Raw genomic sequence first — 23,076 nt, 5'->3', positions numbered from 1 at the left:
AAAACGCCAGCGGATGCTGGCGTTTTTTTATGTCGCGCAGGGGGCTGCGACGGGGGTTGCGGCTTAGCCCAGCAGGGTAGCCCAGCCTTCAACCACGTCACCGCCCCACTTGGCTTTCCACTCTTTCAGAGTTTTGTGGTTGCCACCTTTGGTTTCGATGACTTCGCCGTTGTGCGGGTTTTTGTATTGTTTAACTTTGCGAGCACGCTTGGTGCCGGTAGTTTTGGCTGCGCCGCCACGTGGTGCTTTGGTTTTGGATTCTGGATCCAGCAGCGCGATGATGTCGCGCAGGGATTTGGAATATTCGCCCATCAGTGTGCGCAGTTTGCCTTCAAATTCCAGCTCGGCTTGCAGTTTGTCGTCTTGCGACAGGTTCTTCAAACGAGCTTGCAGCTCTTTGATAGCTTCTTCGGTGGCACGGTATTCGTTGATCAAGGACATGATTACTACCTTATGTGGGAGTGCGCGATGGCAGGGGACAGTGCCGCAATAATAGTCAGGCTGTTTCATCAAGTAAACATTTAACCGGGGTTTTTATTTGAATTAGTTACGTTGAAAAGCCCTGAATTGAATGTTCAGTTAAATATTGTGATGGAGTCTTCACAGATATTCACACAGGACTGTTCATGCATGGCTATTGCTGCGCCATCATTCTGGCGTTTGCCAGCGTCAAAAAATCTGTGACGGACTGCCGCGAGGTTCCGGGGGGCATCAATACTGCAGTTTTCCCGCGCAGTCGCTAGAATGGCCGCCTTTGCGAAGTTCTGGAGTTTCCCCCTCATGCGCACTTTTCGGCTGGTGATTTCTTGCCCGGACCGCGTTGGCATCGTTGCCAAAGTCAGTAATTTTCTGGCGGCCCACAATGGCTGGATCACCGAAGCGAGCCACCACTCGGACAATCAGGTCGGCTGGTTCTTCATGCGTCACGAAATCCGTGCCGATTCCCTGCCTTTCGGTATCGAGGTATTGCGCGAGAAGTTTGCGCCGATCGCCGAAGAGTTCTCGATGGACTGGCGCATCACCGACACCGAGCAGAAGAAGCGCGTGGTGCTGATGGCCAGCCGTGAATCCCACTGCCTGGCCGACCTGTTGCACCGTTGGCACAGCGATGAACTCGATTGCGAGATCTCCTGCGTGATTTCCAACCACGATGACCTGCGCAGCATGGTCGAGTGGCACGGCATTCCTTATTACCACGTCCCGGTCAATCCGCAGGACAAGCAGCCGGCCTTCGACGAAGTGTCGCGCCTGGTCAAGCAGCATGACGCCGAAGTGGTGGTGCTGGCGCGCTACATGCAGATCCTGCCGCCGGACATGTGCCGCGAATACGCTCACAAGGTCATCAACATTCACCACAGCTTCCTGCCGTCGTTCGTCGGTGCCAAGCCGTATCACCAGGCCTCGCTGCGCGGCGTGAAGCTGATCGGCGCAACCTGCCACTACGTGACCGAAGAGCTGGATGCCGGCCCGATCATCGAGCAGGACGTGGTGCGTGTCAGCCACAGCGACAGCATTGAAGACATGGTGCGTTTCGGCCGTGACGTCGAGAAGATGGTGCTGGCCCGTGGCCTGCGCTATCACCTGGAAGACCGCGTGTTGGTGCACGGCAACAAGACCGTGGTGTTCTGATCGAAGCTTTCGGTTGAAAAACAAAGGGCCTGGGCGTTCAATCGCCTCAGGCCCTTTTTTTTGCCTTGTTGCAGCCTTGTGAGGAAGCGTTCATGAGCGATCCACTGGACAAAGCCACTTCCAAAGCCCCCGCCACCCTTGGCGAAGGCTGCCTGAGTCGCTATGACCCGGATGACCTGAGCCCGGAGGACGGCACGGAGTTTCCCGGTGCTGCCGAACTGTGGGAGCAACTCAAGGACGAAGAGGACGACCTCAAGAAGCCTGTCTGACGCTCAGCAATTTTTTCAGCAACGGTCTGCCCAGCATCAACAGAAACACCGGGCCACCCACCAGCAGGTAGAAGTAATACGTCACCACCCGCCAGATCAGGATCGCCGCCGCCGCGGTCGATTTGCCGACCATCGGCGCCAGCAGCGCCGCCGAGGTCAATTCCGCCGCACCGGCACCGCCCGGCAGCAGGCTGAACTGCCCCGCACCCAGCGAAAGCATCTGAATCAGAAACGTCCAGGCCCACTGCACATCCGCCCCCAGCCCGCGCAGCGCCAGATACAGCACGCTGTAACGCAGCGACCAATGCACGCAGGTCAGGACGAACACCTTGATCAATGTCTGCCACGGCAATTTCAGCGCATCGGTGAATGCGGCCAGAAAGTGCAGCAACTGCCGCGCCCAGCGCCGTCGGGTACGCGGTTCGACGTTCATCCCGGCCAGCAGGCGTCCGCTCAGGCGAATCAATCGACGGTGATAGCGCGCGACCAGCACGCAACTGAACAGTCCGCCGGTCAACGACAGGGCACTGACGATCAGCAGCCATTCCATACGGTCGCTGAGATGCTGGAACAACGCGTAGATCAGGATCCCGCTCAGGGCGCAGAGAAAAAACAGCAGATCGCTCAACTGATCCATCGCAAACACGGCGCTGCCCCGGGCCGGGCGCACGCCGCTGCGCGCCAGCAGCGCCATGATCGTCAACGGCCCTCCGCTGCCGCCGGGCGTGGCGCACCAGGCGAATTCGGCGGCCATGACTACCCCAAGGCTTTTGACGGGCGTGACCCGGTCACGCTGATCGCCGAGCAACAGCCGCAGGCGCAGGGTGTTGATGCCCCAGCACAGCAGCACCATGGCGAACATGATCAGCAGCCAATTGAGCGGGAAAGCTTGAAGACGCTCCCAAGTCTCGCCGCCACCAAGCAGCACAGGAACCGCCACGGCCACCAGCAGGCCGATCAGCAACAGAATGCCGCGACTCAAGCGGCACGCTCGGCTTGAGTGCGCTGGCGCGTCAGCCAGTCGATTTTGGTCATGGGCACGCGTCCGTCCGCCAACAGTCGTTCAAGGGTGCGCCACCAGTAATCCCGGGAAAACCGATGGCGCATGTCCACCGGGTGCAAGCCTAGACGAATCACCGGCGCCTGACGCCAGCGCTGCTCACGCTGTTCGCTGATGACCTTCGACATGCCGCGACGCCAGGCGCTGCGTGCGCTCCAGACCAGTCCCGGGGCTTCGACCGCAGTGAAATCCGGCAAGTGATAAAGATGCTGCGGATCGCTGGTGTAGCGCAGCGGCAGTTCGCGCAGTGCCAGGCGCGTGCCGGCGCTCATCAGCCAGGCCGGGGCGACGAAACCGTGCAGCGGCCAGTCGTGGCGCCGAAACAGATCGATGCCGGGGTGCAGGCGGGCGAGGGCGGCTTCACGGGACAGTTGATAAAACTCGCCTTCATGGGTGTAGACCCGGCGCATGAACCAGTCGCGCGCCGTTCGCGGGCCGGGTTCGGTGTCTTCATGAAAGTGGCCGTGCAAGGCCAGTTCATCGCCGCGTGCGACGCGCTCGTCGAGCATTCGACAGAACGCCGGGTGAGCCTCAAGGGCATCGTGTCGATGGAAGTCCGGGACCACCAGCCACGTCATCGGTACGTTGCCCAACCGGTCAACGGCGTCGACGAATCCTCGATAATCGGCCCACGTGGAGGGGGCCACGTCATGCAGCACCAGCATCACCGCCGGGCGCTCGTGAGATTCAGCCATTGGCCACCCACGGAGCTGAATCGCCGAGTACGGCGTGGTAGTGGCCCAGCAGGCTGTCGACCACGGTGTCCCAGGCGTAATTGCGCTCGACATGTTGGCGCGCCTGTTGACCAAGTGAGCCAGTCCCGCGGCTGAACAGCTCACGCACGGCATTGGCCATGGCTTGCGCATTGTTCGGCGCACAAAGCAGGCCGCAGGATTCGCTGACGATCTCCTCGAACGCCCCGGCCGCCACCGCCACCACCGGAATGCCGCAGGCCATGGCCTCCAGAATCACCAGGCCGAAGGTTTCCTGATCGCCGGCATGGATCAGCGCGTCGGCACTGGCCATCAGGCGTGCGACCTGTGCGGCCGGGCAGAAGCGGTCGATCACGCTGACGTTGGCCGGGACGGACGCCGGCATCGACGAGCCGACCAGCAGCAAGTGATAACGCGGGCCCAGACGCTTCATGCAATCGAGCAGCACCGGCAGGTTTTTCTCTTTGGAGCCCCGACCGGCGAAGATCAACAGGCGCGTGTCCTCGGCGATCCCCAGTTCGCTGCGCAACGCGGCGTCGCGGGCATCGGGGTGGAAGGTCTGCAGGTCAACGCCCAGCGGCTGCACGAAGACGTTGCGCACCCCCAGCCCGCTGAGCTTGTCGGCCATGACCTGGCTGGGCGCCAGCACCCGGTCGAAATTACCGTACAACTTGCGCACATACGCATCGATATTCGGCGTGACCCAGTGGCCCATTCGGTTGCCCACCAACAGCGGCAGGTCGGAGTGATAGAAACCGATCACCGGCACATCCAGTTGCCGACGCGCATCGAGCGCGGCCCAGGCGGTGAGGTACGGATCGCCGACTTCGATCAGATCCGGTTGCAAGTCCTGCAGGACGTTTCGCCACGGGGCCAGGCGCAGGGGAAAACGATAGCCTTTGCCGAAGGGCAGGGCGGGGGCGGGAACCGTGTAAACGCCATCATGCTCGCCGTAACGCGCGCCGGGGATCAGCAGGCTGTGGCGGATCCCGGGCTTCACGCCCAGACGACGGTGCTTGGCGTCCAGATAGGTGCGCACGCCGCCGCTGGCCGGGGCGTAGAACATGGTGATGTCGGCGATATGCACAGTAAACGACCCTCCGCGTTGATCTCCCTAGGTTGACCCTTATCAAGAATAGATGTTCGGTCGGGGTTTCGCGGTGGGGGGCAGGGCTGGTTTCGGAGGGATTGTTGGCCGTCTTCGTCGGATGGTAACGAACGACGAAGACGACCGGCAGAGCGGCTTTAAATGCGGAAGCTGCCAACCAGATGCTTCAATCGCGAAGCCTGCTGCTCAAGATCCGAGCAGGCACGCAAGGTTGCCTGGAGGTTCTCGACGCCTTCCTGGTTCAGGGTATTGATCTCGGTAATGTCCACGTTGATCGACTCGACCACGGCGGTCTGTTCCTCGGTCGCGGTGGCCACCGACTGGTTCATCCCGTCGATTTCGCCGATACGCTGGGTCACGCTGTTCAGGCGCTCGCCGGCCAGGTTGGCGATTTCCACGCTGTCCTGGCTGTGGCGCTGGCTGTCGCTCATGGTGCTGACCGATTCGCGGGCGCCGACTTGCAGCTCCTCGATCATGGTCTGCACCTGTTGCGCCGATTCCTGGGTGCGGTGGGCAAGGTTGCGTACTTCATCCGCTACCACGGCAAATCCACGGCCGGCTTCACCGGCACGCGCAGCCTCGATGGCGGCGTTGAGCGCCAGCAGGTTGGTCTGCTGGGAAATGCTGGTGATCACTTCCAGGATCTGGCCGATGTTCACGGTCTTGCTGTTCAGCGACTCGATGTTGCTGCTGGACGCACTGAGCATGCTCGACAACTGATTCATTGCCTTGATGCTGCGATCCACCACTTGCTGGCCGTCTTCGGCCAGGCCACGGGCGTCGCTGGCCTGGGTCGAGGCTTGTGCGGCGTTGCGGGCGATTTCCTGGGCGGCGGCACCGAGCTGATTGATCGCGGCAGCCACGCTGTTGGTGCGCGAGGCTTGCTGGTCGGAGTTGTACATCGACGAGTTGGACGCCGCGACCACGCGCAGGGCGACTTCGTTGACTTGCCCGGTGGCGGACGACACTTCGCGGATCGAGCCGTGAATCCGCTCGACGAAGCGGTTGAATGCCGTGCCGAGCACGCCGAATTCGTCCTGGTTCTGAATGGTCAGACGTTTGGTCAGGTCACCTTCGCCGTCGGCGATGTCTTCCATGGCGCGGGTCATGACGTGCAGCGGCTGAATCAGGATGCGGATCAGCATGCCGAGCAGGGCGATGATGATCGCCACCGCAATCACGGTCGCGATCACGGCCGAGGTGCGGAACTGGCTGAGCATCGAGAACGCTTTGTCCTTGTCGACTGACAGGCCGATGTACCAGTTCACCGACGGCAGGCCCTTGATCGGGGCAAACGTGACGATGCGGGTCTTGCCGTCGACAGTGATTTCACTGAAATCGCTGCTGATGCGCGGGGTGTCCTGCGGATAGGCTTCTTTGAGCGATTTCATCACCAGGGCCTTGTCCGGGTGCACAAGGATCTTGCCGTCGGCGCTGACCAGGAACGCATAGCCCATGCCGGAGAAGTCCCGGGCGCTGAGGGTGTCGATCAGGGTTTGCAGGCTCAGGTCACCGCCCACCACGCCGACGCTCTGGCCGGCCTTTTTCGCGGCGGTGGCGATGGAAATGATGGTCTGGCCGGTGGCGGCGTCGATGTACGGTTCGGTCAGGGTCGAGGTGCTGCTGCTTTCGGCACCCTTATACCAGGGGCGGACCCGCGGATCGAAACCGTCCGGCATTTTCGCATCCGGACGGATGGTGAAGTGCCCGGTGGCGTCGCCGAGGTAGGACGCCATGAACGTCGATGTCAGGGCTTTCTGTTCCAGCAGGCTGGCGACGGCGGCCGGCTCGGGATTGATGGCGATGTTCTGTGCGGCGTTCTCGATCAGCAGGATGCGCCCGGTGAGCCAGGTCTGGATGTTGTCGGCGGTGACTTCGCCCATCTCGTTGAGGTAGTTGTTCAGGTCGTCGCGGATTGCATTGCGCTGCAGCCAGTCGTTGTACAGCGTGAACGAGGCAAAGGCGGCAATGACGATGAGGGCGGCGGCAAGCAGGATTTTATGGCTGAAGCGTAGATTTTTGTTCATGGCTTGGGGTTCCGCTAAGGTCTTAATGTCCAGGGCGTGCTTTTATAAAGGCGCGCAAAATGGGCAGGTGTGAACGCTGAGTGATATTTCCGTCTCTCCTTAGGGAAATCACGGACCTGACTTTTGATCGGGTCTCTCACTCCTTTCTATCGGCCATGCTCGACAAAGATTAACTATTGGGTGACCAAATGCCTGACTCTTCGCAACTCGTAATCGGCGCCGATCTCGCCGGGCAACCGATCGCCCAGGCGATGCGCCTGGCCAACCGTCACGGACTGGTGGCCGGGGCGACCGGCACCGGCAAGACCGTCACTTTGCAGAGGCTGGCCGAAGCTTTCAGCGACGCCGGCGTCGCGGTGTTCGCCGCCGACATCAAAGGTGACCTGTGCGGCCTCGGCGCTGCCGGCAACCCTCAGGGCAAGGTCGCCGAGCGCATCGCCGGGATGCCGTGGCTCAACTACAAACCTCAGGCTTATCCCGTGACCTTGTGGGACATTCACGGGGAGTCCGGTCATCCGCTGCGCACCACGCTGAGTGAAATGGGGCCGTTATTGATCGGTGCGTTGCTGGAGCTGACCGACAGCCAGCAGTCGGCGTTGTACGCGGCGTTCAAGGTCGCCGACCGTGAAGGCCTGTTGCTGCTGGACCTGAAAGACCTGAAGGCACTGCTCAATCACCTCAAGGACAATCCGCAGTTGCTGGGCGAAGACGCGGCGCTGTTCACCACCGGTTCCAGCCAGGCGCTATTGCGGCGTCTGGCGGTCCTTGAACAGCAAGGGGCCGAAGCCTTGTTCGGCGAACCGGGGCTGCAACTGGAAGACATCCTGCAACCGGCCGCCGACGGTCGCGGACGCATTCATTTACTGGATGCCAGTCGTCTGGTACATGAAGCGCCGAAGGTCTACGCGACGTTTCTGCTGTGGCTGCTCGCCGAGCTGTTCGAGCAACTGCCGGAGCGGGGCGATGCCGACAAACCGCTGCTGGCGCTGTTCTTCGATGAAGCGCACTTGCTGTTCGGCGATACGCCCAAGGCCTTGCAGGAGCGTCTGGAACAAGTGGTGCGGCTGATCCGCTCCAAGGGCGTCGGGGTGTATTTCGTCACCCAGTCGCCGGGCGACCTGCCGGACAACGTGCTGGCACAGCTGGGCTTGCGGGTTCAGCACGGTCTACGGGCGTTCACCGCCAAAGAGCAGAAATCCCTGCGTGCGGTGGCGGATGGTTTCCGGTCGAATGTGGCGTTCGATACGTTATCGGTATTGACCGAACTCGGGATTGGCGAGGCGCTCGTCGGCACCTTGCAGGAAAAGGGCACCCCGGAAATGGTTCAGCGTGTGCTGGTGGCACCGCCGCAGTCGCGGATCGGGCCTTTGACCGAGACCGAACGCACGGTGCTGATTGCCGGCTCGCCGTTCAAGGGCCGTTATGACAAGCCGATCGACCGCGAGTCGGCTTATGAAATCCTCACCGGGCGCAAGAACCTGGGGCCTGAAGCCGAGGCAATACCTGGCAAGCCGGCAGCCGAGGAGCCAAGTCTGGCGGACAAGGCCGGGGAATTCCTCGGGACTGCCGCGGGTCAGGCTTTGAAGTCGGCGATGCGTCAAGCGGCGAACCAGTTGGGACGTCAGTTGGTGCGGGGATTGATGGGGTCGTTGCTCGGTGGCAGCAAGCGCCGCTAAGAACTGTGACGGGCGCGCCAGGGTCAGGATTTGGCCTTGGCGTGCGCTGCCAGACGCTCCAGCGCCGCCCGCAGGTTCGGATCGCTGATCCCGTCGGCGGTCGATTGAATGGTCGCCGCGGCATCCGTCGACAGGTCCATCGTGTGCCCGGATGGCCTGGACTGGATGACGGGAGGTCGCACCGAGAACTTGATCCGCGTCAGACCGGCGAATTCGTCGAACATCTGCAGTTGCCGCAGCAGGCGCTTTTGCTGATAGCGCAGGCGAGTGGCCCAATGGCCGTCGGTGACCACCAGCGACAGTTCGCCTTCGCGCCACTTGGCCACATGGCAGTGCTCGCGGGCGGCGGGTTGCAGCTGGCTGTCGAGCAGACGCTGCAGGTGTGCCAGGCGTTGAGCATGGCCGAGGATGGCTTTCAACGGCCTGGCTTCGCGTAGCAGAACGGCGGGCGCTCTGGCGGTAAGAGGGCGAAATGCCATGATCCAACACCTGAAGTAGCAAAGGCGCCATGGTAGCAGATGGACCCCATTTCACTCGCCCATTGCTTTTGTCCCTGCTTTACCCATTAAATCAACGACTAACTTCTGTTGCCAACGGCTTGAAGTTGAGCAAAACGCCCCTATTTTAAGTGAGCCCCGTCAAAGCGCAGTGCCAGCATCGTGGAATATCCCCACTTTCCTCACCACCGTTTCCGGGTAGAATGCTCGTTCGCATGCGGCCATGAGGGCTGCACGGGCGACTCACGGGGCCGCCCTCCATCCCTTTAGTGTGGAAGATCCTGCCGATATGTTTGCGCCTTTGTTAAAGAAACTTTTTGGAAGCAAGAACGAGCGTGAAGTCAAACGCATGCTCAAGACGGTGCAGCTCGTCAATGCCTTCGAAGAGAAGATGGTCGCCCTCTCGGACGATCAACTGCGCGCCAAGACCGCAGAGTTCAAAGACCGCATTGCCAAAGGGGAGACCCTCGACAAGCTGTTGCCGGAAGCTTTTGCGGTCGCCCGCGAAGCCGGCAAGCGGGTCATGGGCATGCGCCACTTCGACGTCCAGCTGATTGGCGGCATGACCTTGCACGAAGGCAAGATTGCCGAAATGCGCACCGGTGAAGGCAAGACCCTGGTGGGTACCCTGGGCGTTTACCTCAACGCGCTGTCCGGCAAGGGCGTGCACGTTGTGACCGTGAACGATTACCTGGCCCGCCGCGACGCCAACTGGATGCGTCCGCTGTATGAATTCCTCGGTCTGAGCGTCGGCATCGTGACGCCTTTCCAGCCGCCGGAAGAAAAGCGCGCCGCCTACGCCGCCGACATCACCTACGGCACCAACAACGAATTCGGGTTCGACTACCTGCGCGACAACATGGCGTTCAGCATGGAAGAGAAATTCCAGCGCGAACTCAATTTTGCCGTGATCGACGAAGTCGACTCCATCCTCATCGACGAAGCGCGTACCCCGCTGATCATTTCCGGTCAGGCCGAGGACAGCTCCAAGCTGTACATCGAGATCAACAAGCTGATCCCGAAACTCAAGCTGCATGTCGAAGAAGTCGAAGGCGAAGTCACCCAGGAAGGCCATTACACCGTTGACGAGAAGACCCGTCAGGTCGAACTCAACGAAGCCGGTCACCAGTTCATCGAAGACCAGCTGACCAGCATCGGCCTGCTGGCCGAAGGCGAGAGCCTGTACTCGGCGCACAACCTGAGCCTGCTGACCCACGTTTACGCCGGTCTGCGTGCGCACAAGCTGTTCCATCGCAATGTTGAATACATCGTGCAGGACGGCCAGGTCGTGCTGGTCGACGAACACACCGGCCGTACCATGCCCGGCCGTCGTCTGTCCGAAGGCCTGCACCAGGCTATCGAGGCCAAGGAAAACCTGAACATCCAGGCCGAGAGCCAGACCCTGGCATCGACCACGTTCCAGAACTACTTCCGTCTGTACGACAAGTTGTCCGGCATGACCGGTACCGCCGACACCGAAGCGTTCGAGTTCCATCAGATCTATGGTCTGCAGGTCATCGTGATTCCGACCAACAAGCCGTTGGCCCGTAAGGACTACAACGACCTGGTGTTCCTGACCGCCGAAGAGAAATACGCGGCGATCGTCAATGACATCAAGGAAAGCATGGCTGCCGGCCGTCCGGTGCTGGTGGGTACTGCAACCATCGAAACCTCCGAGCACATGTCCGCACTGCTCGTGAAGGAAGGCATCGAACACAAGGTCCTGAACGCCAAGTTCCACGAAAAAGAAGCCGAGATCATCGCGCAGGCCGGCCGTCCGGGCGCCCTGACCATCGCGACCAACATGGCCGGTCGCGGTACCGACATCCTGTTGGGCGGCAACTGGGAAGTTGAAGTCGCATCGCTGGAAAACCCGACCCCGGAGCAGATCGCGCAGATCAAGGCCGACTGGCAGAAGCGTCACCAGCAGGTGCTGGAGTCCGGCGGTCTGCAGGTGATCGCGTCCGAGCGTCACGAATCCCGTCGTATCGACAACCAGTTGCGTGGCCGTGCCGGCCGTCAGGGCGACGCCGGTTCCAGCCGCTTCTACCTGTCGCTGGAAGACAGCCTGATGCGCATCTTCGCCTCCGACCGGGTGAAGAACTTCATGAAGGCCCTGGGCATGCAGCCTGGCGAAGCGATCGAGCACCGCATGGTGACCAACGCCATCGAAAAGGCCCAGCGCAAGGTTGAAGGTCGCAACTTCGACATTCGTAAACAGCTGCTGGAGTTCGACGACGTCAACAATGAACAGCGTAAAGTGATCTATCACATGCGCAACACGTTGCTGGCTGCGGACAACATCGGCGAAACCATCGCTGACTTCCGTCAGGACGTCCTGAACGCCACCGTCAGCGCGCACATTCCGCCACAATCGCTGCCCGAGCAGTGGGACGTGGCCGGTCTGGAAGCCGCGATTGCCAGCGACTTCGGCGTGAAGCTGCCGATCCAGCAATGGCTCGACGAAGACGATCACCTGTACGAAGAAACCCTGCGCGAGAAGCTGATGAACGAGCTGATCGCCGCGTACAACGAGAAAGAAGACCAGGCCGGTGCCGACGCACTGCGCTCCTTCGAGAAACAAATCGTGCTGCGCGTGCTGGACGACCTGTGGAAAGACCACTTGTCGACCATGGATCACCTGCGTCACGGCATCCACCTGCGTGGTTATGCGCAGAAGAACCCGAAACAGGAATACAAGCGCGAGTCCTTCACGCTGTTCTCCGAGCTGCTGGATTCGATCAAGCGCGACTCGATTCGTGTGCTGTCGCACGTTCAGGTTCGCCGCGAAGATCCGGCCGAAGAAGAACAACGCCTGCGTCAGGAAGCCGAAGCACTGGCTGCTCGCATGCAGTTCGAACACGCCGAGGCGCCAGGTCTGGAGCAGCCGGAAGCACTGGTCGGTGAAGAGGTCGATGTGGCGCTGGCCACCGCGCCGGTTCGCAACGAGCAGAAACTGGGCCGCAACGAGCTGTGCTACTGCGGTTCGGGCAAGAAATTCAAGCATTGCCACGGGCAGATCCAGTAAACCCCGTTTCAATCGCTGAAATACCCGCGCCGCGACCGGCACCAGCCGTCGCGGCGTTTTGCCATTTACACCACCGTCACTACGCTTGGCGGTGCTGACATCATTGAGTAAGGAGCGCATTCATGGCTGTTGGTCTTGGTCCTTTGCCAACGTTGCACCCGGTCGCCGGTTTTGAACTCGGTATCGCTTCGGCCGGCATCAAGCGCCCGGGGCGCAAGGATGTCGTCGTGATGCGCTGTGCCGAAGGTTCTACCGTGGCGGGCGTGTTCACGTTGAACGCTTTCTGTGCAGCGCCGGTGATCCTGGCCAAGAAACGCGTGCAGAACGCTGTGCGCTACCTGTTGACCAACACCGGCAACGCCAACGCGGGCACCGGCGAGCCGGGCCTGGCCGCCGCCGAGCGTACGACCGCGAAGCTGGCCGAGCTGACCGGCGTCGATGCCAGCCAGATTCTGCCGTACTCCACCGGCGTGATCGGCGAGCCGCTGCCGGTCGAGAAGATCGAAGGCGCCTTGCAGGCCGCGCTGGACGATCTGTCGGAAAACAACTGGGAAGCCGCCGCCACCGGCATCATGACCACCGACACGCTGCCAAAAGGCGCCAGCCGCCAGTTCCAGCATGACGGCGTGACCATCACCGTCACCGGCATCAGCAAAGGCGCGGGCATGATCCGTCCGAACATGGCGACCATGCTCGGTTACATTGCCACCGACGCCAAAGTCTCCCGCGACGTGTTGCACAACCTGATGCTGGACGGCGCCAACAAGTCGTTCAACCGCATCACCATCGACGGCGACACCTCGACCAACGACTGCTGCATGCTGATTGCTACCGGCAAGGCTGCGCTGCCGGAAATCACCCGTGCCGAAGGCGAGCTGTTCACCAAGCTGAAACAGGCCGTGTTCGAGGTGTGCATGGACGTGGCTCAGGCCATCGTGCGTGACGGCGAAGGCGCGACCAAGTTCGTGACCGTTGAAGTCAACGGTGGCGGCAATCACCAGGAATGCCTGGACGTCGGTTATACCGTGGCGCACTCGCCGCTGATCAAGACTGCACTGTTTGCCTCCGACCCGAACTGGGGCCGTATCCTCGCCGCCGTGGGCCGTGCAGGTGTACCGGATCTGGACGTGAGCAAGATCGACGTGTTCCTCGGCGATGTGTGCATCGCCAGCCGTGGCGCCCGCGCCGCGACCTACACCGAAGCCCAGGGCTCGGCGGTGATGCAGCAGGAAGAAATCACTATCCGTATCGAACTGGGTCGCGGCGATTGCAGCGAAACCATCTGGACCACCGACCTGTCCCACGAATACGTGAAGATCAACGCCGAATACCGCACCTGATCCCTGCCGAAGAGGGAGGTCTGCGGACCTCCTTTTCTTCTGTCCCATGAAAGGACCCGAACATGAGCCTTCACCTGATCATCGGCGACAAACTGCTTTCCTCCTGGTCCCTGCGCGCGGCACTGGCGCTTGAGCTGACCGGCGCGCCCTACACCGAAGAACTGATCAAGCTCGGCAAACCCGACACCCGCGAGCGGTTGCTCAAGCATTCGCCTACCGGCAAGGTGCCGTTGCTGAAAACCGCCCGTGGCACCGTCGCCGACTCGCTGGCAATTGCCGAATACCTGGCCGAACAGTTTCCTTCCGAGCAACTCTGGCCGACCGACATCGCCGCTCGTGCTCAGGCGCGCTCTGCCTGTGCGCAGATGCACAGCGGCTTCTTTGCCATGCGCAATCACATGCCGTTCAACCTGAGCCACGACGCACCGCTCAATCCGGTGCCGCCGGAAGTGAAGGTCGATGTCGAGCGGATGCTCGCGCTGTGGGCCGAATGCCGGGCGGCGGCGACCGAGGCCGGGCCGTTCCTGTTTGGTCGGGTGTCGCTGGCTGATGCGTTCTTCGCACCGATTGCCGTGCGTCTGCGTACCTATCAGGTGAAGCTGCCGGCCGAAGATGAAGCCTATGTTGAAACCGTCTACCAATGGCCGGCCTTCAAAGCCTGGCAAAAGGCCGGACTGGAGGAGTTGCAGTCGTGAAACGTGTACACGTCGCTGCTGCCGTCATTCGTGACGACAGCGGCAAAATTCTCATCGCCCGCCGTGCTGACACCCAGCATCAGGGGGGGCTGTGGGAATTTCCCGGTGGCAAGGTCGAGGCCGATGAGTCGGTGGAAACCGCGCTGGCCCGTGAGCTGCAGGAAGAACTGGGCATTGTCGTCGGCGCCGCCCGCCCGCTGATCAAGGTTCGCCACGATTACCCGGACAAACAGGTGTTGCTGGATGTCTGGGAAGTCTCGAGCTTCACCGGCGAACCCCACGGCGCCGAAGGCCAGCCATTGGCCTGGGTGTCGGCCAGGGAACTGACGAATTACGAATTCCCGGCGGCCAACCAGCCGATCGTCGCGGCAGCGCGTCTGCCCGCTGAATACCTGATAACCCCGCAAGATCTGGAAACCCCGGCGTTGCTGCGTGGTATCCAGAAAGCGATTGCCGGTGGCATCAAGCTGATCCAGCTGCGAGCACCCAATGGCTATGATCCGAAGTACCGCGATCTGGCGGTGGACGCGGTCGGCCTTTGTGCCGGCAAGGCGCAGTTGATGATCAAGGGGCCGTTCGAGTGGCTGGGGGATTTCCCGTCCGCCGGTTGGCACATCACCTCGGCGCAACTGCGCAAGTACGCGGCCGCAGGGCGTCCGCTACCGGCGGAGCGCTGGCTGGCGGCGTCCTGCCACAATGTTGAAGAGCTCGCGCTGGCCGAGCAGATGGGCGTGGATTTCGTCACCCTGTCGCCGGTGCAGCCGACCCTGACTCACCCGGACGCGCAACCGTTGGGCTGGGAGCAGGCATCGACGTTGATCGAGGGCTTCAGCAAACCGGTATTCCTGCTGGGTGGAGTCGGCCCGGCCGAGCGCGAGAAAGCGTGGAGTGCCGGGGCGCAGGGTGTGGCGGGGATTCGGGCGTTCTGGCCAGAAGCTTGATTTAGCATTGACGCATCTGGCCCCTTCGCGAGCAGGCTCGCTCCCACATTTGATTGCATTCCAACTATAGGAATACATTCCCTGTGGGAGCGAGCCTGCTCGCGAAGGCGTCCTGATCGGCGCTACACCTCTGAAGGTTTCGCCGCCGGTTGCCACAGAATCTCGGCAATACCCTGGCGTCGCGCAATCAACCTGGCCGCGACAAACAACAGATCCGACAAGCGATTGATATAAGCCAGGCCAACCCCGGCCAACGGCTCGATCGCATTCAAATGCTGACAACGACGCTCGGCACTGCGCGCCAGGCTGCGGCAAACATGCGCCTGGGCAATCAGCATCGAGCCGCCAGGCAGAATGAAGTTCTCCAGCGGCCCCAACTCTTCGTTCCACACATCGATGGCCGCTTCCAGTCGCTCGATTTCTGCTGTGTTCAGCGCCTGATATTCCGGCATTGCCAGCTCGCCACCCAGATCAAACAGTCGGTGCTGACAAGGCGCCAGAACTTCGATCAACTCGTTGAGCCCGGGGTAGTCTTCGCGCTCGGCAATCAATCCGGCCAGCAGCACGCCGACCTGACTGTTCAGGGTGTCGACCTCGCCAATTGCCTCGATCCGCGGATGATCCTTGGGTACGCGGCGGCCGTCGCCAAGTCCGGTTTCGCCTTTGTCGCCGGTGCGGGTGTAAATCTTCGACAAGCGAAAGCCCATGGTTTACCTCGGTAGTTGATTGGTTTCTGCAGCGATGGGTGCCGGTTGCACGAGCGGCAGGCGCAGGGTGAAGCAAGTGCCTTGCCCGGGTGTGGACTGCACTTCCATCTGCCCTTTGTGGTTGTTGGTGATGATGAAGTACGACACCGACAGGCCGAGCCCGGTGCCCTGGCCGATTTCCTTGGTGGTGAAGAACGGCTCGAACGTCCGTTTGCGCACGTTCTCGCTCATGCCGATGCCATTGTCTTCGACCTGAATCTCGGCCCATGGCGGATTGAGTCGGGTGCGCAGAATGATCCGCCCTGGTTCGCTGTCGTCTTCGCGCTGGTGAATCGCTTGCGCGGCGTTTTTCAGCAGGTTGAGCAGCACCTGCTCAAGTTCATTGGCGGTGCCTGGCACAGGGCCCAGTGCCGGGTCGAACTGACGGATGATCGCCTGCCCCTTGAAATCGAAGCCGATGGCCAGGTCGAAATCGTTGCCGGCGATTTCCACGGCCTGATCGATCAGTGCCGGCAGGTCGCATGGCGCCATCTGACGGGTGCTGCGACGGCTGAAACTGAGCATGTGGGTGACGATCTTTGCTGCCCGGGCCCCGGCCTGTTGAATGCCGTCGAGCAGTTGCGGGACTTCCCGGCCTTGCAGGTAGCGGTTCACGGTCTCCAGCTCGATACCCAGTTGCTCGGCCTGTTCGAGGTTCTTCGGCAGGTCGGGCGACAGGCGCCGACGAATGTTTTGCACGTTATGCAGGATCGCGCCCAGCGGGTTGTTGATTTCGTGGGCCATGCCGGCAGCGAGACCGCCAACCGAGAGCATTTTCTCCGACTGCACCATCATTTCTTCCAGGGACAGGCGCTGGGTGATGTCGTCGATCCGGATCACCACACCACGCCCGGCACCGCCCATCAGCGGGTAGAAGGTCAGGGCGTAGTGCTTGGGCTCGTCGTCCTTGAACCACGTCACTCGCTCGATCTTCGCCACCGTGTGTTGTTCGACGGTCTGCTTGAGTTGCGGCAGAAACGGCTTGAGCGGTTCGAAGGCAAGGAAGATCGGCTGGTTCAGCGCTTCGTCCAGCCGCGTTCCGGAGAGGGCGCTGGCCTCCTGGTTCCACTGGGTGACGTAGAGCTGCTCGTCGAGGGCAATCAGCGCCGAGGGCATGGAGTCGATGATGCTGTTGAGGTAGTTCTGGAAGCCCGTGAGCTTTTTCTCGATCTTGCTGCGCACCTGGACTTCCAGCTCCAGCTTACGGTTGGTGTGGCGGGTTTCTTCGGCCAGGCCCTGTGCCTGATCGTAGGCGGCTTGCGAGTCATCGCGGGCGCGCTTGAGCTGCTGCTCGCGGGCCTCGATGCGTGAAAGCATGGTGTTGAACGCCTCGGCCAGGCTGCCGATTTCGTCGTGGTTGCCACGGGAAGCGCGCAGGGCATAGTTCTCCTCGCGGGTGACCTGGCGGGACAGCTCTTCGAGTTCGTGGATGGGTCGAGTGATCAGGCGCTTGATTTGCCGGGCAATCACCAGCCACAGCAGGACGCTGAAAATCAGGATTCCCAGACTCGCCGTCAGGGTGCCGGTGTAGAACGCCATCGGCAGTTCGCTGCTGGCCACCAGCAGCAGATGACCCGGCGCAGTGCCGGGGCGGGGCAGGGTGATCAGTTGATTGCTGCGAAACTCGGTCAGTTGCCAGGCTTCGATGTGCCGGTAGCGTTCCGGCAGGTTGAGTTTGTCGCCGCGTTGTACCTGCGCAATACGATCACCCTTGCCGTCATACAGGGCAGCGGCTCGCAGCGGCGAGTAGCTGTCGAGCTCCTTGAGCAGGCGTTCGGCGTTCTGCGGTGATTGCAGCGCTTCGGCGATCAGGCTCGGGTTCGCGACCAGCCGGCCAATGGTCTGCAGCGCCTGCGGCGCCATGCTCTCCTGGGAAATGTAATAGGCCGCGCTGATGAAGGTCAGGTTGGCGACCAGTAACACGGTGGTCAACAGCACCAGCAGGGCGGCCAGCAGTTTCTGGCCGACCGGCAGGTTTTCGAGGCGCTGGCGCAATGGCATCGGGGTTATCGCAGCAAAGGAACAAGTGGGCAGCGTAGCCGCTGCTCAGTCGACGGGCAATCCGAGACTGTACAGATGGGCTGTCAGCCGTTGCTGCAATTGTTGTAGATGCGGCAGGTTCAATTGATGGCGTTGCGCGACTTTGCAGGCATGGCCCAACAGATAGCTGATTTCGGTACGGCGCTTGTTGGCCACGTCCTGATACATGGAGGAGAAATTGGCCGCTGTGGCCAGAATGACCCGCTCGACTTCCAGTTGCAGATTGTCTGCTGCCGCCGGCTGACCGCAGCGTTCCAGCAGCTCGGTCAACTCGGCGCAGAGTGTGGCGACTTCGCAGTGGTGTTGCTGCAAACCGCCGTTGCGACAGTCATGCAACACGGTCAGCGGATTGATCGCGCAGTTGAGCGCCAGTTTTCGCCACAGACGAGTGAGGATGTCGGCGGTCCATTCGTGGGGGATTTTTGCGGCTTCCAGATCGTCGAGCCAGAGGGGCGCCACGGGATGGCTGACGTCGCCGAGCCAGGTGTAGCCGTGACCGGCGAACACCACGCGCCAGTCACCGTCACGAAATGCGCCTTCGGTGCTCGATGCACTGATGCAGCGTGCCTGCGGGACTTGTGCGGCGACCGCTTCCTGGCTGCCGAGGCCGTTTTGCAGAAGAATCAGTTCTGCGTCTGGCGCCAGACGATGAGCGACACCGGCCACGGCGCTTTGGGCGTCATAGGCCTTGCACGCCACCAGCAAACGACGGATCGGTTCGGGGCTGTCCGGCGTTTCGGCGGGGATGGCATAACGGCTGGCCACGCCTTGTTCCACCAGCGTCAGGCCGCCCGCCGTCGCATAGTCATGCAAACGGTCGATATCGCGCAGGATCAACCGGACAGGCAATCCGGCCCGGGCCAGACGTGTGGCCCAGAGCGTGCCGAGGCTTCCGGCGCCCAGCACATGCCAGGGGGTGGACATCAGTTTTTCACTCGGTAAGGTACAGGCATGCAAGGCTCGCCGTGTCGGTGGGAAAAGACCCGTTATAATGAGCCCGACTTTAACCGCAAGCCAAGCGCGCCGCGTCCTGAACGAGCGCGCCTTTTTATTGGAGAGATTACATGCCGTCGTTCGACGTGGTATCCGAACTGGACAAACACGAACTCACCAACGCGGTCGAGAACGCCGTGAAGGAACTCGATCGTCGTTATGACCTGAAAGGCAAGGGCAGCTTCGAATTCAAGGAAAAGGACCTGACCGTCCACCTGACCGCTGAAGCCGATTTCCAGCTGGAAGCGATGATCGAGATCCTCAAGCTGGCCCTGGTCAAGCGCAAGATCGACGTGCAGTGCCTCGAAGTCAAAGACTCCTTCGCCTCGGGCAAGCTGATGAAGCAGGATGCCGTCCTCAAGGAAGGCATCGACAAGGAACTGGCGAAGAAGATCGTCGGCCACATCAAGGAAGCCAAGCTCAAGGTACAGGCCGCCATTCAGGGCGAGCAGGTGCGTGTGACCGGCAAGAAGCGTGATGACCTGCAGGAAGCCATTGCGGCGCTGCGTGCCAAGGAATTCGGCATGCCACTTCAGTTCAACAACTTCCGCGACTGAGCCACCTCGGTCGGGAACCTCTCGGCGTTTTCAGCGTCCGAGGGCCAAGCAGCGGCAGAAACGATTGAGCCCCAATGGCCTCGGTCTTTCTGCCGTTGATATTTCATAGCCCGGGTAGCCGGAAATCAGGAGATAAAAGATGGATTTGAATGCTGAGGTGGACCACCTGGTCAAGGCGTCCCAGGCGTGGATTCCGATGATCATGGAATACGGCAGCCGTGTTCTGCTGGCGGTGATTACCCTGGCGATCGGCTGGTGGCTGATCAACAAGGTCACGCAAAAGCTCAGTGGCTTGCTGGCTCTGCGCAATGCCGACCTGGCGCTGCAAGGTTTTATCAGCAGCCTGGCCAACATCATTCTCAAGGTGCTGCTGATCGTCAGTGTGGCGTCGATGATCGGCGTCGAGACCACTTCGTTTGTCGCGGCAATCGGTGCGGCGGGTCTGGCCATCGGTCTGGCATTGCAGGGCAGCCTGGCGAACTTCGCCGGCGGCGTGCTGATTCTGCTGTTCCGTCCTTTCCGTATCGGTGACTGGATCGAAGCGCAAGGCGTGGCGGGTACTGTCGACAGCATCCAGATTTTCCACACCGTACTGCGTACCGGCGACAACAAGACCATCATCGTGCCGAACGGCAATCTGTCGAATGGCATCATTACCAACACCAACCGTCAGCCAACCCGCAAGGTGGTGTTTGACGTGGGTGTCGATTACGAAGCCGATCTGCAAAAGGCCCGTCAGGTGCTGTTGGATCTGGCCAAGGATGATCGCGTTCTGCAGGATCCGGCGCCGCAGGCGGTCATTTCTACTCTGGGAGACAGTTCGATCACTGTTTCGCTGCGTGTGTGGGTTAAAACTGCGGACTATTGGGATGTGATGTTCATGTTTAACGAACAGTCCCGTGATCGTTTAAAGACTGCCGGCATTGACATTCCGTTTCCACAGCGAGTGATTCGTGTGGTTCAGGAATCGGCGGTGTAATGATAGGTTGCTAATTAATTGCCTGACTTGTTGGTCAGGCATTTATTACAAGTGACAGATAACAAAAAAGGCCCATCCGAAGATGGGCCTTTTTCATTCAACCAAACTAACCACTGACGATTACAAGATGTTCAGTGGGTACTCGGTGATCAGGCGGAACTCTTTAACGTCGCCTTCGCCTTCATCAGCGTTAGCAACGTGCCACGCTTGACGAATACGGAAGGACAGGTCTTTTGCCGGACCGCTTTGAACCACATACTTGGCTTCAAAGTTGGTTTCGTGGTGCTTGCCATCTTCACCGTAGAGACCGGCGTAAGCGCTACCCGCTGGAGTGTGGGTGCCGTCGATATCCCAGCCTTTGACGTAACGAACCATGAAGCTCAGGCCAGGCACGCCGTACTCGGCCATTTTCAGGTCGTAACGGGCTTGCAGGGATTTCTCGCCTGCACCGTTAAAGTCGGAGTACTGGATGGAGTTGGCGAGGAAGATCGAGTCGCCACCACGGTTGTTCTTGCCCACGCCGATGTAGTCGAACGGGGTGTCGCCGTTGACCTTCTGGAAGGCCAGGGTGAAGGTGTGCGCTTTCAGGAACGACAGCGCGGTTGCCAGCGAGAAGGCGGTGTTGCTGATTTCGCCTGCTTTGGCGCTACCGGTGTCGGTGGTGCGGTAGATGTTGAAATCAGTGTTCAACGAAGTGTCACCACCGAATGGCGTGGTGAGGTTCACGTTCGCGTAGTACTGGTTCCAGATGTCTTCCAGCTTGGCGCCGTACAGGGATGCAGTCAGGTTGTCAGTGATGCCGTATTTACCACCGAAGTAGTCGATGTTTTTGGCTTCTACGCCTGCGTAGGTGGCGTAAAGGCCGCCTTCACGAGCGTTTTTGTCCTGGCTGGTAGCCGAGTAGAAGTGACCGGCTTCGAGATCGAGGTCTTTGATTTCACTGCTCTGCAGCTGGAAGCCGCTGGCAGTTTGCGGCAGAACGCGGGAACCACCGACAGCGAACACTGGAGCAGTGCTTGGCTGCTGGTCGCCGATTTTCAGCTCGGTTTTGGAGATGCGGAATTTGATGGCTGCGCCGGCTTTGCCTTGGCTGTCATCAACGTCATGGGCATAGCCGTTGGCTTTGACGGTATTGCTGCGGCTCATGTTACCGGTACCGGAAGTACCGTCACCGCCATCCAGTTTGACCGCCAGGTAACCGAATGCATCGATACCGACGCCTACGGTGCCTTGGGTGTAACCGGAAGTGAAGTTGCCGAGGAAACCCTGGGTCCAGTCTTTCTGGTCGTGGCCGCCGTTCTTGTTGTCGCGGTTGAAGTAGTAGTTCTTCAACGTCTCGGTCAGTTTCGCGTCTTCGACAAAGCCTTTGGCTTCAGACTGGTCACTAACAAAAGGTGCGGCCGTAGCCAATTGAGTACTGGCGGCTGCTGAAACTGCCAGTGCGATCATGCTCCACTTCATCACGCGCATCGTGATTTGCTCCTTTGGTTTTAGAAGAGTACTGCCGTCCCACCTGTTTTATTATCTGGGCGGCTCTTTCTTTTTGTGTCGGCGCAAACTTATATCACGCCGACAATGTTGGCGATACTTGCGCATACAACCTTTCACGTTCTTTACGACGCTGTCGCAAATGGCTTGGTCGATGTCGCAAATTCACAGTACCCATGCAGCCGGGCTGACAACTTTATCGCTGTTTCTGGGCCTTTCTGCATCGGTAAAAAAGAGTCCCTGGCAAAACACTTGAATCTCCATCGGGCAACCCTGCCACTGTTTTTCTTGGGCCTGGCACTTCCACTTCCCGTGGTGTGCTCATAGTCCATTTGAGTATGAATGCAACAAGCGTGCACAAACCGCAAAATGAATGCGGATATTTTTTTCCTTACCCGCCTGTTGCTGTAAAAACCTTGTAATCCCTGGGGCTCAGGCACGTTTTCGATGGGGGTTGACGCGCTTTCTCGCTTGGTGCTGTCACACCTGTTTTCAACCCGCGACAATCAAAAACGTTACCGGTTCACCCTGTCAGTGAGTATTTGGCGGATACCTAAGCCATTGAGCGTAGACGCGCTGTACGGTTTTGGTGCAAATATTTTTTCTGGCTGTACCGAATTCAAACACTTGAGCCCTGTCATGACCCTGAACACAGGGGGGAGCCATGATACATTTCCGCGCGTTACCTGGGGCGGTGGGTCTTGTGCTGGTGCGCGATCTCCAGAAATGCTCCATGTCGGGGCGTTGCTTCGTCGTGAAGGGCCGGGCAATCGAAGGTATGCTGCCGTCCTGTCGTTTAGTGCGCCGTCCCCTCGGGAGGCCCACTAAGCTGAATAATGTCGATCAGCCGGGAGTGCACCCAGTGTTTGCTTTAGATCCACGACTTCAACAGGACACCCTGACCATCGGTGACTTCCCGCTCTGCCGGTTGCTGCTGTCCAATGACGCCAACTACCCCTGGTTCATCCTGGTGCCTCGTCGCGACGATATCAGCGAGTTGTTTCAATTGGATGTCGCAGACCAGCAGCGCCTCTGGCAGGAAACCACCGCGCTGGCCGAACTGCTCAAGGACTCGTTCGATGCCGACAAAATGAACGTTGCCACCCTGGGCAACGTCGTCAGTCAGCTTCACATGCATGTGATCGTGCGTAAGCGTGATGATGCCGCATGGCCGGCGCCGGTCTGGGGCAAGCGTCCTGCTACGCCTTATGGTGCCGGGCAGGTGGCCGCGATCCGCGAGCGACTGCGCCTGGTGCTGGACGAAGATTTCAAGTTTCTGGAGGGCTGAAC

20 protein-coding genes and 1 pseudogene are annotated in these 23,076 nt (G+C 60.3%); 10 read left to right on the top strand and 11 right to left on the bottom strand.

The window, feature by feature from the left end:
• Positions 1 to 63: 63 nt before the first annotated feature.
• Positions 64 to 441 (bottom strand): histone-like nucleoid-structuring protein MvaT, encoded by a 378-nt coding sequence (gene mvaT, locus C6Y56_RS22195; RefSeq protein ID WP_007951234.1) that lies wholly within the window; start codon positions 439 to 441, stop codon positions 64 to 66.
• Positions 442 to 780: 339 nt separating this feature from the next.
• On the opposite strand from mvaT, the gene purU reads away from it, so the two are divergent.
• Together purU and C6Y56_RS22185 are read left to right on the top strand one after the other, a co-directional pair.
• Entirely contained in the window at positions 781 to 1,629 is an 849-nt protein-coding gene (gene purU / locus C6Y56_RS22190) for a formyltetrahydrofolate deformylase (RefSeq protein ID WP_007912774.1), read from the top strand.
• A 92-nt stretch (positions 1,630 to 1,721) separates the two neighbouring features.
• Positions 1,722 to 1,898: a hypothetical protein gene (locus C6Y56_RS22185; protein ID WP_007951232.1), complete on the top strand. Its 177-nt coding sequence runs from the start codon at positions 1,722 to 1,724 to the stop codon at positions 1,896 to 1,898.
• On the opposite strand, the gene C6Y56_RS22180 is transcribed toward C6Y56_RS22185, so the two are convergent.
• The 5 genes and pseudogenes from C6Y56_RS22180 to C6Y56_RS29660 all read right to left on the bottom strand — a co-directional run.
• The gene (locus tag C6Y56_RS22180; protein ID WP_169431645.1) at positions 1,882 to 2,880 is read right to left on the bottom strand and encodes a lysylphosphatidylglycerol synthase transmembrane domain-containing protein; all 999 of its coding nucleotides are present in this window, start codon (positions 2,878 to 2,880) and stop codon (positions 1,882 to 1,884) included. The genes C6Y56_RS22185 and C6Y56_RS22180 overlap by 17 nt on opposite strands.
• Positions 2,877 to 3,653: a DUF2334 domain-containing protein gene (locus C6Y56_RS22175; protein ID WP_169431644.1), complete on the bottom strand. Its 777-nt coding sequence runs from the start codon at positions 3,651 to 3,653 to the stop codon at positions 2,877 to 2,879. Before C6Y56_RS22175 ends, C6Y56_RS22180 begins: the two co-directional genes overlap by 4 nt.
• The gene (locus C6Y56_RS22170; RefSeq protein ID WP_169431643.1) at positions 3,646 to 4,758 is read right to left on the bottom strand and encodes a glycosyltransferase family 4 protein; all 1,113 of its coding nucleotides are present in this window, start codon (positions 4,756 to 4,758) and stop codon (positions 3,646 to 3,648) included. The genes C6Y56_RS22175 and C6Y56_RS22170 overlap by 8 nt, the downstream gene beginning before the upstream one ends.
• Before the next feature lie 158 nt (positions 4,759 to 4,916).
• On the bottom strand, positions 4,917 to 5,681 hold the full coding sequence (locus C6Y56_RS29665) for a methyl-accepting chemotaxis protein (protein ID WP_423815185.1): 765 nt from the start codon (positions 5,679 to 5,681) through the stop codon (positions 4,917 to 4,919).
• 141 nt (positions 5,682 to 5,822) lie between these two features.
• Positions 5,823 to 6,662, bottom strand: a pseudogene (locus C6Y56_RS29660) (HAMP domain-containing protein); the annotation flags it as partial.
• 332 nt (positions 6,663 to 6,994) lie between these two features.
• Here C6Y56_RS29660 and C6Y56_RS22160 point away from each other — a divergent pair.
• Entirely contained in the window at positions 6,995 to 8,482 is a 1,488-nt protein-coding gene (locus C6Y56_RS22160; RefSeq protein WP_169431641.1) for a helicase HerA-like domain-containing protein, read from the top strand.
• A 23-nt stretch (positions 8,483 to 8,505) separates the two neighbouring features.
• Here the strand turns inward: C6Y56_RS22160 and C6Y56_RS22155 are convergent, their stop codons facing one another.
• The gene (locus C6Y56_RS22155) at positions 8,506 to 8,961 is read right to left on the bottom strand and encodes a DUF721 domain-containing protein (RefSeq protein WP_169431640.1); all 456 of its coding nucleotides are present in this window, start codon (positions 8,959 to 8,961) and stop codon (positions 8,506 to 8,508) included.
• 307 nt (positions 8,962 to 9,268) lie between these two features.
• Between C6Y56_RS22155 and secA the strand changes: the two genes are divergently transcribed.
• The 4 genes from secA (at position 9,269) to C6Y56_RS22135 (ending at position 14,983) form a co-directional block, all read left to right on the top strand.
• Positions 9,269 to 12,007, top strand: a complete 2,739-nt coding sequence (secA, locus tag C6Y56_RS22150; protein WP_169431639.1) for a preprotein translocase subunit SecA — start codon at positions 9,269 to 9,271, stop codon at positions 12,005 to 12,007.
• Between the two features lie 122 nt (positions 12,008 to 12,129).
• Positions 12,130 to 13,347, top strand: coding sequence for a bifunctional glutamate N-acetyltransferase/amino-acid acetyltransferase ArgJ (gene argJ / locus C6Y56_RS22145; protein ID WP_169431638.1), 1,218 nt, complete (start codon positions 12,130 to 12,132; stop codon positions 13,345 to 13,347).
• A 62-nt stretch (positions 13,348 to 13,409) separates the two neighbouring features.
• Complete coding sequence (locus C6Y56_RS22140) at positions 13,410 to 14,042, top strand: glutathione S-transferase family protein (protein ID WP_169431637.1); 633 nt, start codon at positions 13,410 to 13,412, stop codon at positions 14,040 to 14,042.
• Positions 14,039 to 14,983, top strand: a complete 945-nt coding sequence (locus tag C6Y56_RS22135) for a Nudix family hydrolase (RefSeq protein ID WP_169431636.1) — start codon at positions 14,039 to 14,041, stop codon at positions 14,981 to 14,983. The genes C6Y56_RS22140 and C6Y56_RS22135 overlap by 4 nt, the downstream gene beginning before the upstream one ends.
• Before the next feature lie 122 nt (positions 14,984 to 15,105).
• Here the strand turns inward: C6Y56_RS22135 and C6Y56_RS22130 are convergent, their stop codons facing one another.
• From C6Y56_RS22130 to C6Y56_RS22120, 3 genes are read right to left on the bottom strand one after another with little or no spacing between them, the layout of a single operon-like run.
• Complete coding sequence (locus C6Y56_RS22130) at positions 15,106 to 15,690, bottom strand: cob(I)yrinic acid a,c-diamide adenosyltransferase (RefSeq protein ID WP_169431635.1); 585 nt, start codon at positions 15,688 to 15,690, stop codon at positions 15,106 to 15,108.
• 3 nt (positions 15,691 to 15,693) lie between these two features.
• Entirely contained in the window at positions 15,694 to 17,730 is a 2,037-nt protein-coding gene (locus C6Y56_RS22125) for a sensor histidine kinase (protein WP_169431634.1), read from the bottom strand.
• A gap of 45 nt (positions 17,731 to 17,775) precedes the next feature.
• Positions 17,776 to 18,693 (bottom strand): putative 2-dehydropantoate 2-reductase, encoded by a 918-nt coding sequence (locus C6Y56_RS22120; protein WP_169431633.1) that lies wholly within the window; start codon positions 18,691 to 18,693, stop codon positions 17,776 to 17,778.
• A gap of 140 nt (positions 18,694 to 18,833) precedes the next feature.
• Between C6Y56_RS22120 and C6Y56_RS22115 the strand changes: the two genes are divergently transcribed.
• Positions 18,834 to 19,319, top strand: a complete 486-nt coding sequence (locus C6Y56_RS22115) for a YajQ family cyclic di-GMP-binding protein (RefSeq protein WP_007951218.1) — start codon at positions 18,834 to 18,836, stop codon at positions 19,317 to 19,319.
• Between the two features lie 139 nt (positions 19,320 to 19,458).
• Complete coding sequence (locus C6Y56_RS22110; protein WP_169431632.1) at positions 19,459 to 20,298, top strand: mechanosensitive ion channel family protein; 840 nt, start codon at positions 19,459 to 19,461, stop codon at positions 20,296 to 20,298.
• 120 nt (positions 20,299 to 20,418) lie between these two features.
• Here C6Y56_RS22110 and C6Y56_RS22105 read toward each other — a convergent pair whose 3' ends face one another.
• Positions 20,419 to 21,768, bottom strand: coding sequence for an OprD family porin (locus C6Y56_RS22105; RefSeq protein WP_169431631.1), 1,350 nt, complete (start codon positions 21,766 to 21,768; stop codon positions 20,419 to 20,421).
• Positions 21,769 to 22,648: 880 nt separating this feature from the next.
• On the opposite strand from C6Y56_RS22105, the gene C6Y56_RS22100 reads away from it, so the two are divergent.
• The gene (locus C6Y56_RS22100; protein ID WP_169431630.1) at positions 22,649 to 23,074 is read left to right on the top strand and encodes an HIT family protein; all 426 of its coding nucleotides are present in this window, start codon (positions 22,649 to 22,651) and stop codon (positions 23,072 to 23,074) included.
• The last annotated feature ends 2 nt before the right edge of the window (positions 23,075 to 23,076 follow it).

The sequence above is a fragment of the Pseudomonas fluorescens genome (genome assembly GCF_012974785.1).
In the GTDB taxonomy this organism is placed as follows: domain Bacteria; phylum Pseudomonadota; class Gammaproteobacteria; order Pseudomonadales; family Pseudomonadaceae; genus Aquipseudomonas; species Aquipseudomonas fluorescens_BT.
This window is presented reverse-complemented; position numbering and strand designations above follow the sequence as displayed.

Bases quoted from the DNA above. Each gene is read 5' to 3' on its own strand.
- mvaT (WP_007951234.1), bottom strand. From the start codon at position 441: ATGTCCTTGATCAACGAATACCGTGCCACCGAAGAAGCTATCAAAGAG.
- purU (WP_007912774.1), top strand. From the start codon at position 781: ATGCGCACTTTTCGGCTGGTGATTTCTTGCCCGGACCGCGTTGGCATC.
- C6Y56_RS22185 (WP_007951232.1), top strand. From the start codon at position 1,722: ATGAGCGATCCACTGGACAAAGCCACTTCCAAAGCCCCCGCCACCCTT.
- C6Y56_RS22175 (WP_169431644.1), bottom strand. From the start codon at position 3,653: ATGGCTGAATCTCACGAGCGCCCGGCGGTGATGCTGGTGCTGCATGAC.
- C6Y56_RS29665 (WP_423815185.1), bottom strand. From the start codon at position 5,681: ATGTACAACTCCGACCAGCAAGCCTCGCGCACCAACAGCGTGGCTGCC.
- C6Y56_RS22160 (WP_169431641.1), top strand. From the start codon at position 6,995: ATGCCTGACTCTTCGCAACTCGTAATCGGCGCCGATCTCGCCGGGCAA.
- C6Y56_RS22155 (WP_169431640.1), bottom strand. From the start codon at position 8,961: ATGGCATTTCGCCCTCTTACCGCCAGAGCGCCCGCCGTTCTGCTACGC.
- secA (WP_169431639.1), top strand. From the start codon at position 9,269: ATGTTTGCGCCTTTGTTAAAGAAACTTTTTGGAAGCAAGAACGAGCGT.
- argJ (WP_169431638.1), top strand. From the start codon at position 12,130: ATGGCTGTTGGTCTTGGTCCTTTGCCAACGTTGCACCCGGTCGCCGGT.
- C6Y56_RS22140 (WP_169431637.1), top strand. From the start codon at position 13,410: ATGAGCCTTCACCTGATCATCGGCGACAAACTGCTTTCCTCCTGGTCC.
- C6Y56_RS22130 (WP_169431635.1), bottom strand. From the start codon at position 15,690: ATGGGCTTTCGCTTGTCGAAGATTTACACCCGCACCGGCGACAAAGGC.
- C6Y56_RS22125 (WP_169431634.1), bottom strand. From the start codon at position 17,730: ATGCCATTGCGCCAGCGCCTCGAAAACCTGCCGGTCGGCCAGAAACTG.
- C6Y56_RS22120 (WP_169431633.1), bottom strand. From the start codon at position 18,693: ATGTCCACCCCCTGGCATGTGCTGGGCGCCGGAAGCCTCGGCACGCTC.
- C6Y56_RS22115 (WP_007951218.1), top strand. From the start codon at position 18,834: ATGCCGTCGTTCGACGTGGTATCCGAACTGGACAAACACGAACTCACC.
- C6Y56_RS22110 (WP_169431632.1), top strand. From the start codon at position 19,459: ATGGATTTGAATGCTGAGGTGGACCACCTGGTCAAGGCGTCCCAGGCG.
- C6Y56_RS22105 (WP_169431631.1), bottom strand. From the start codon at position 21,768: ATGCGCGTGATGAAGTGGAGCATGATCGCACTGGCAGTTTCAGCAGCC.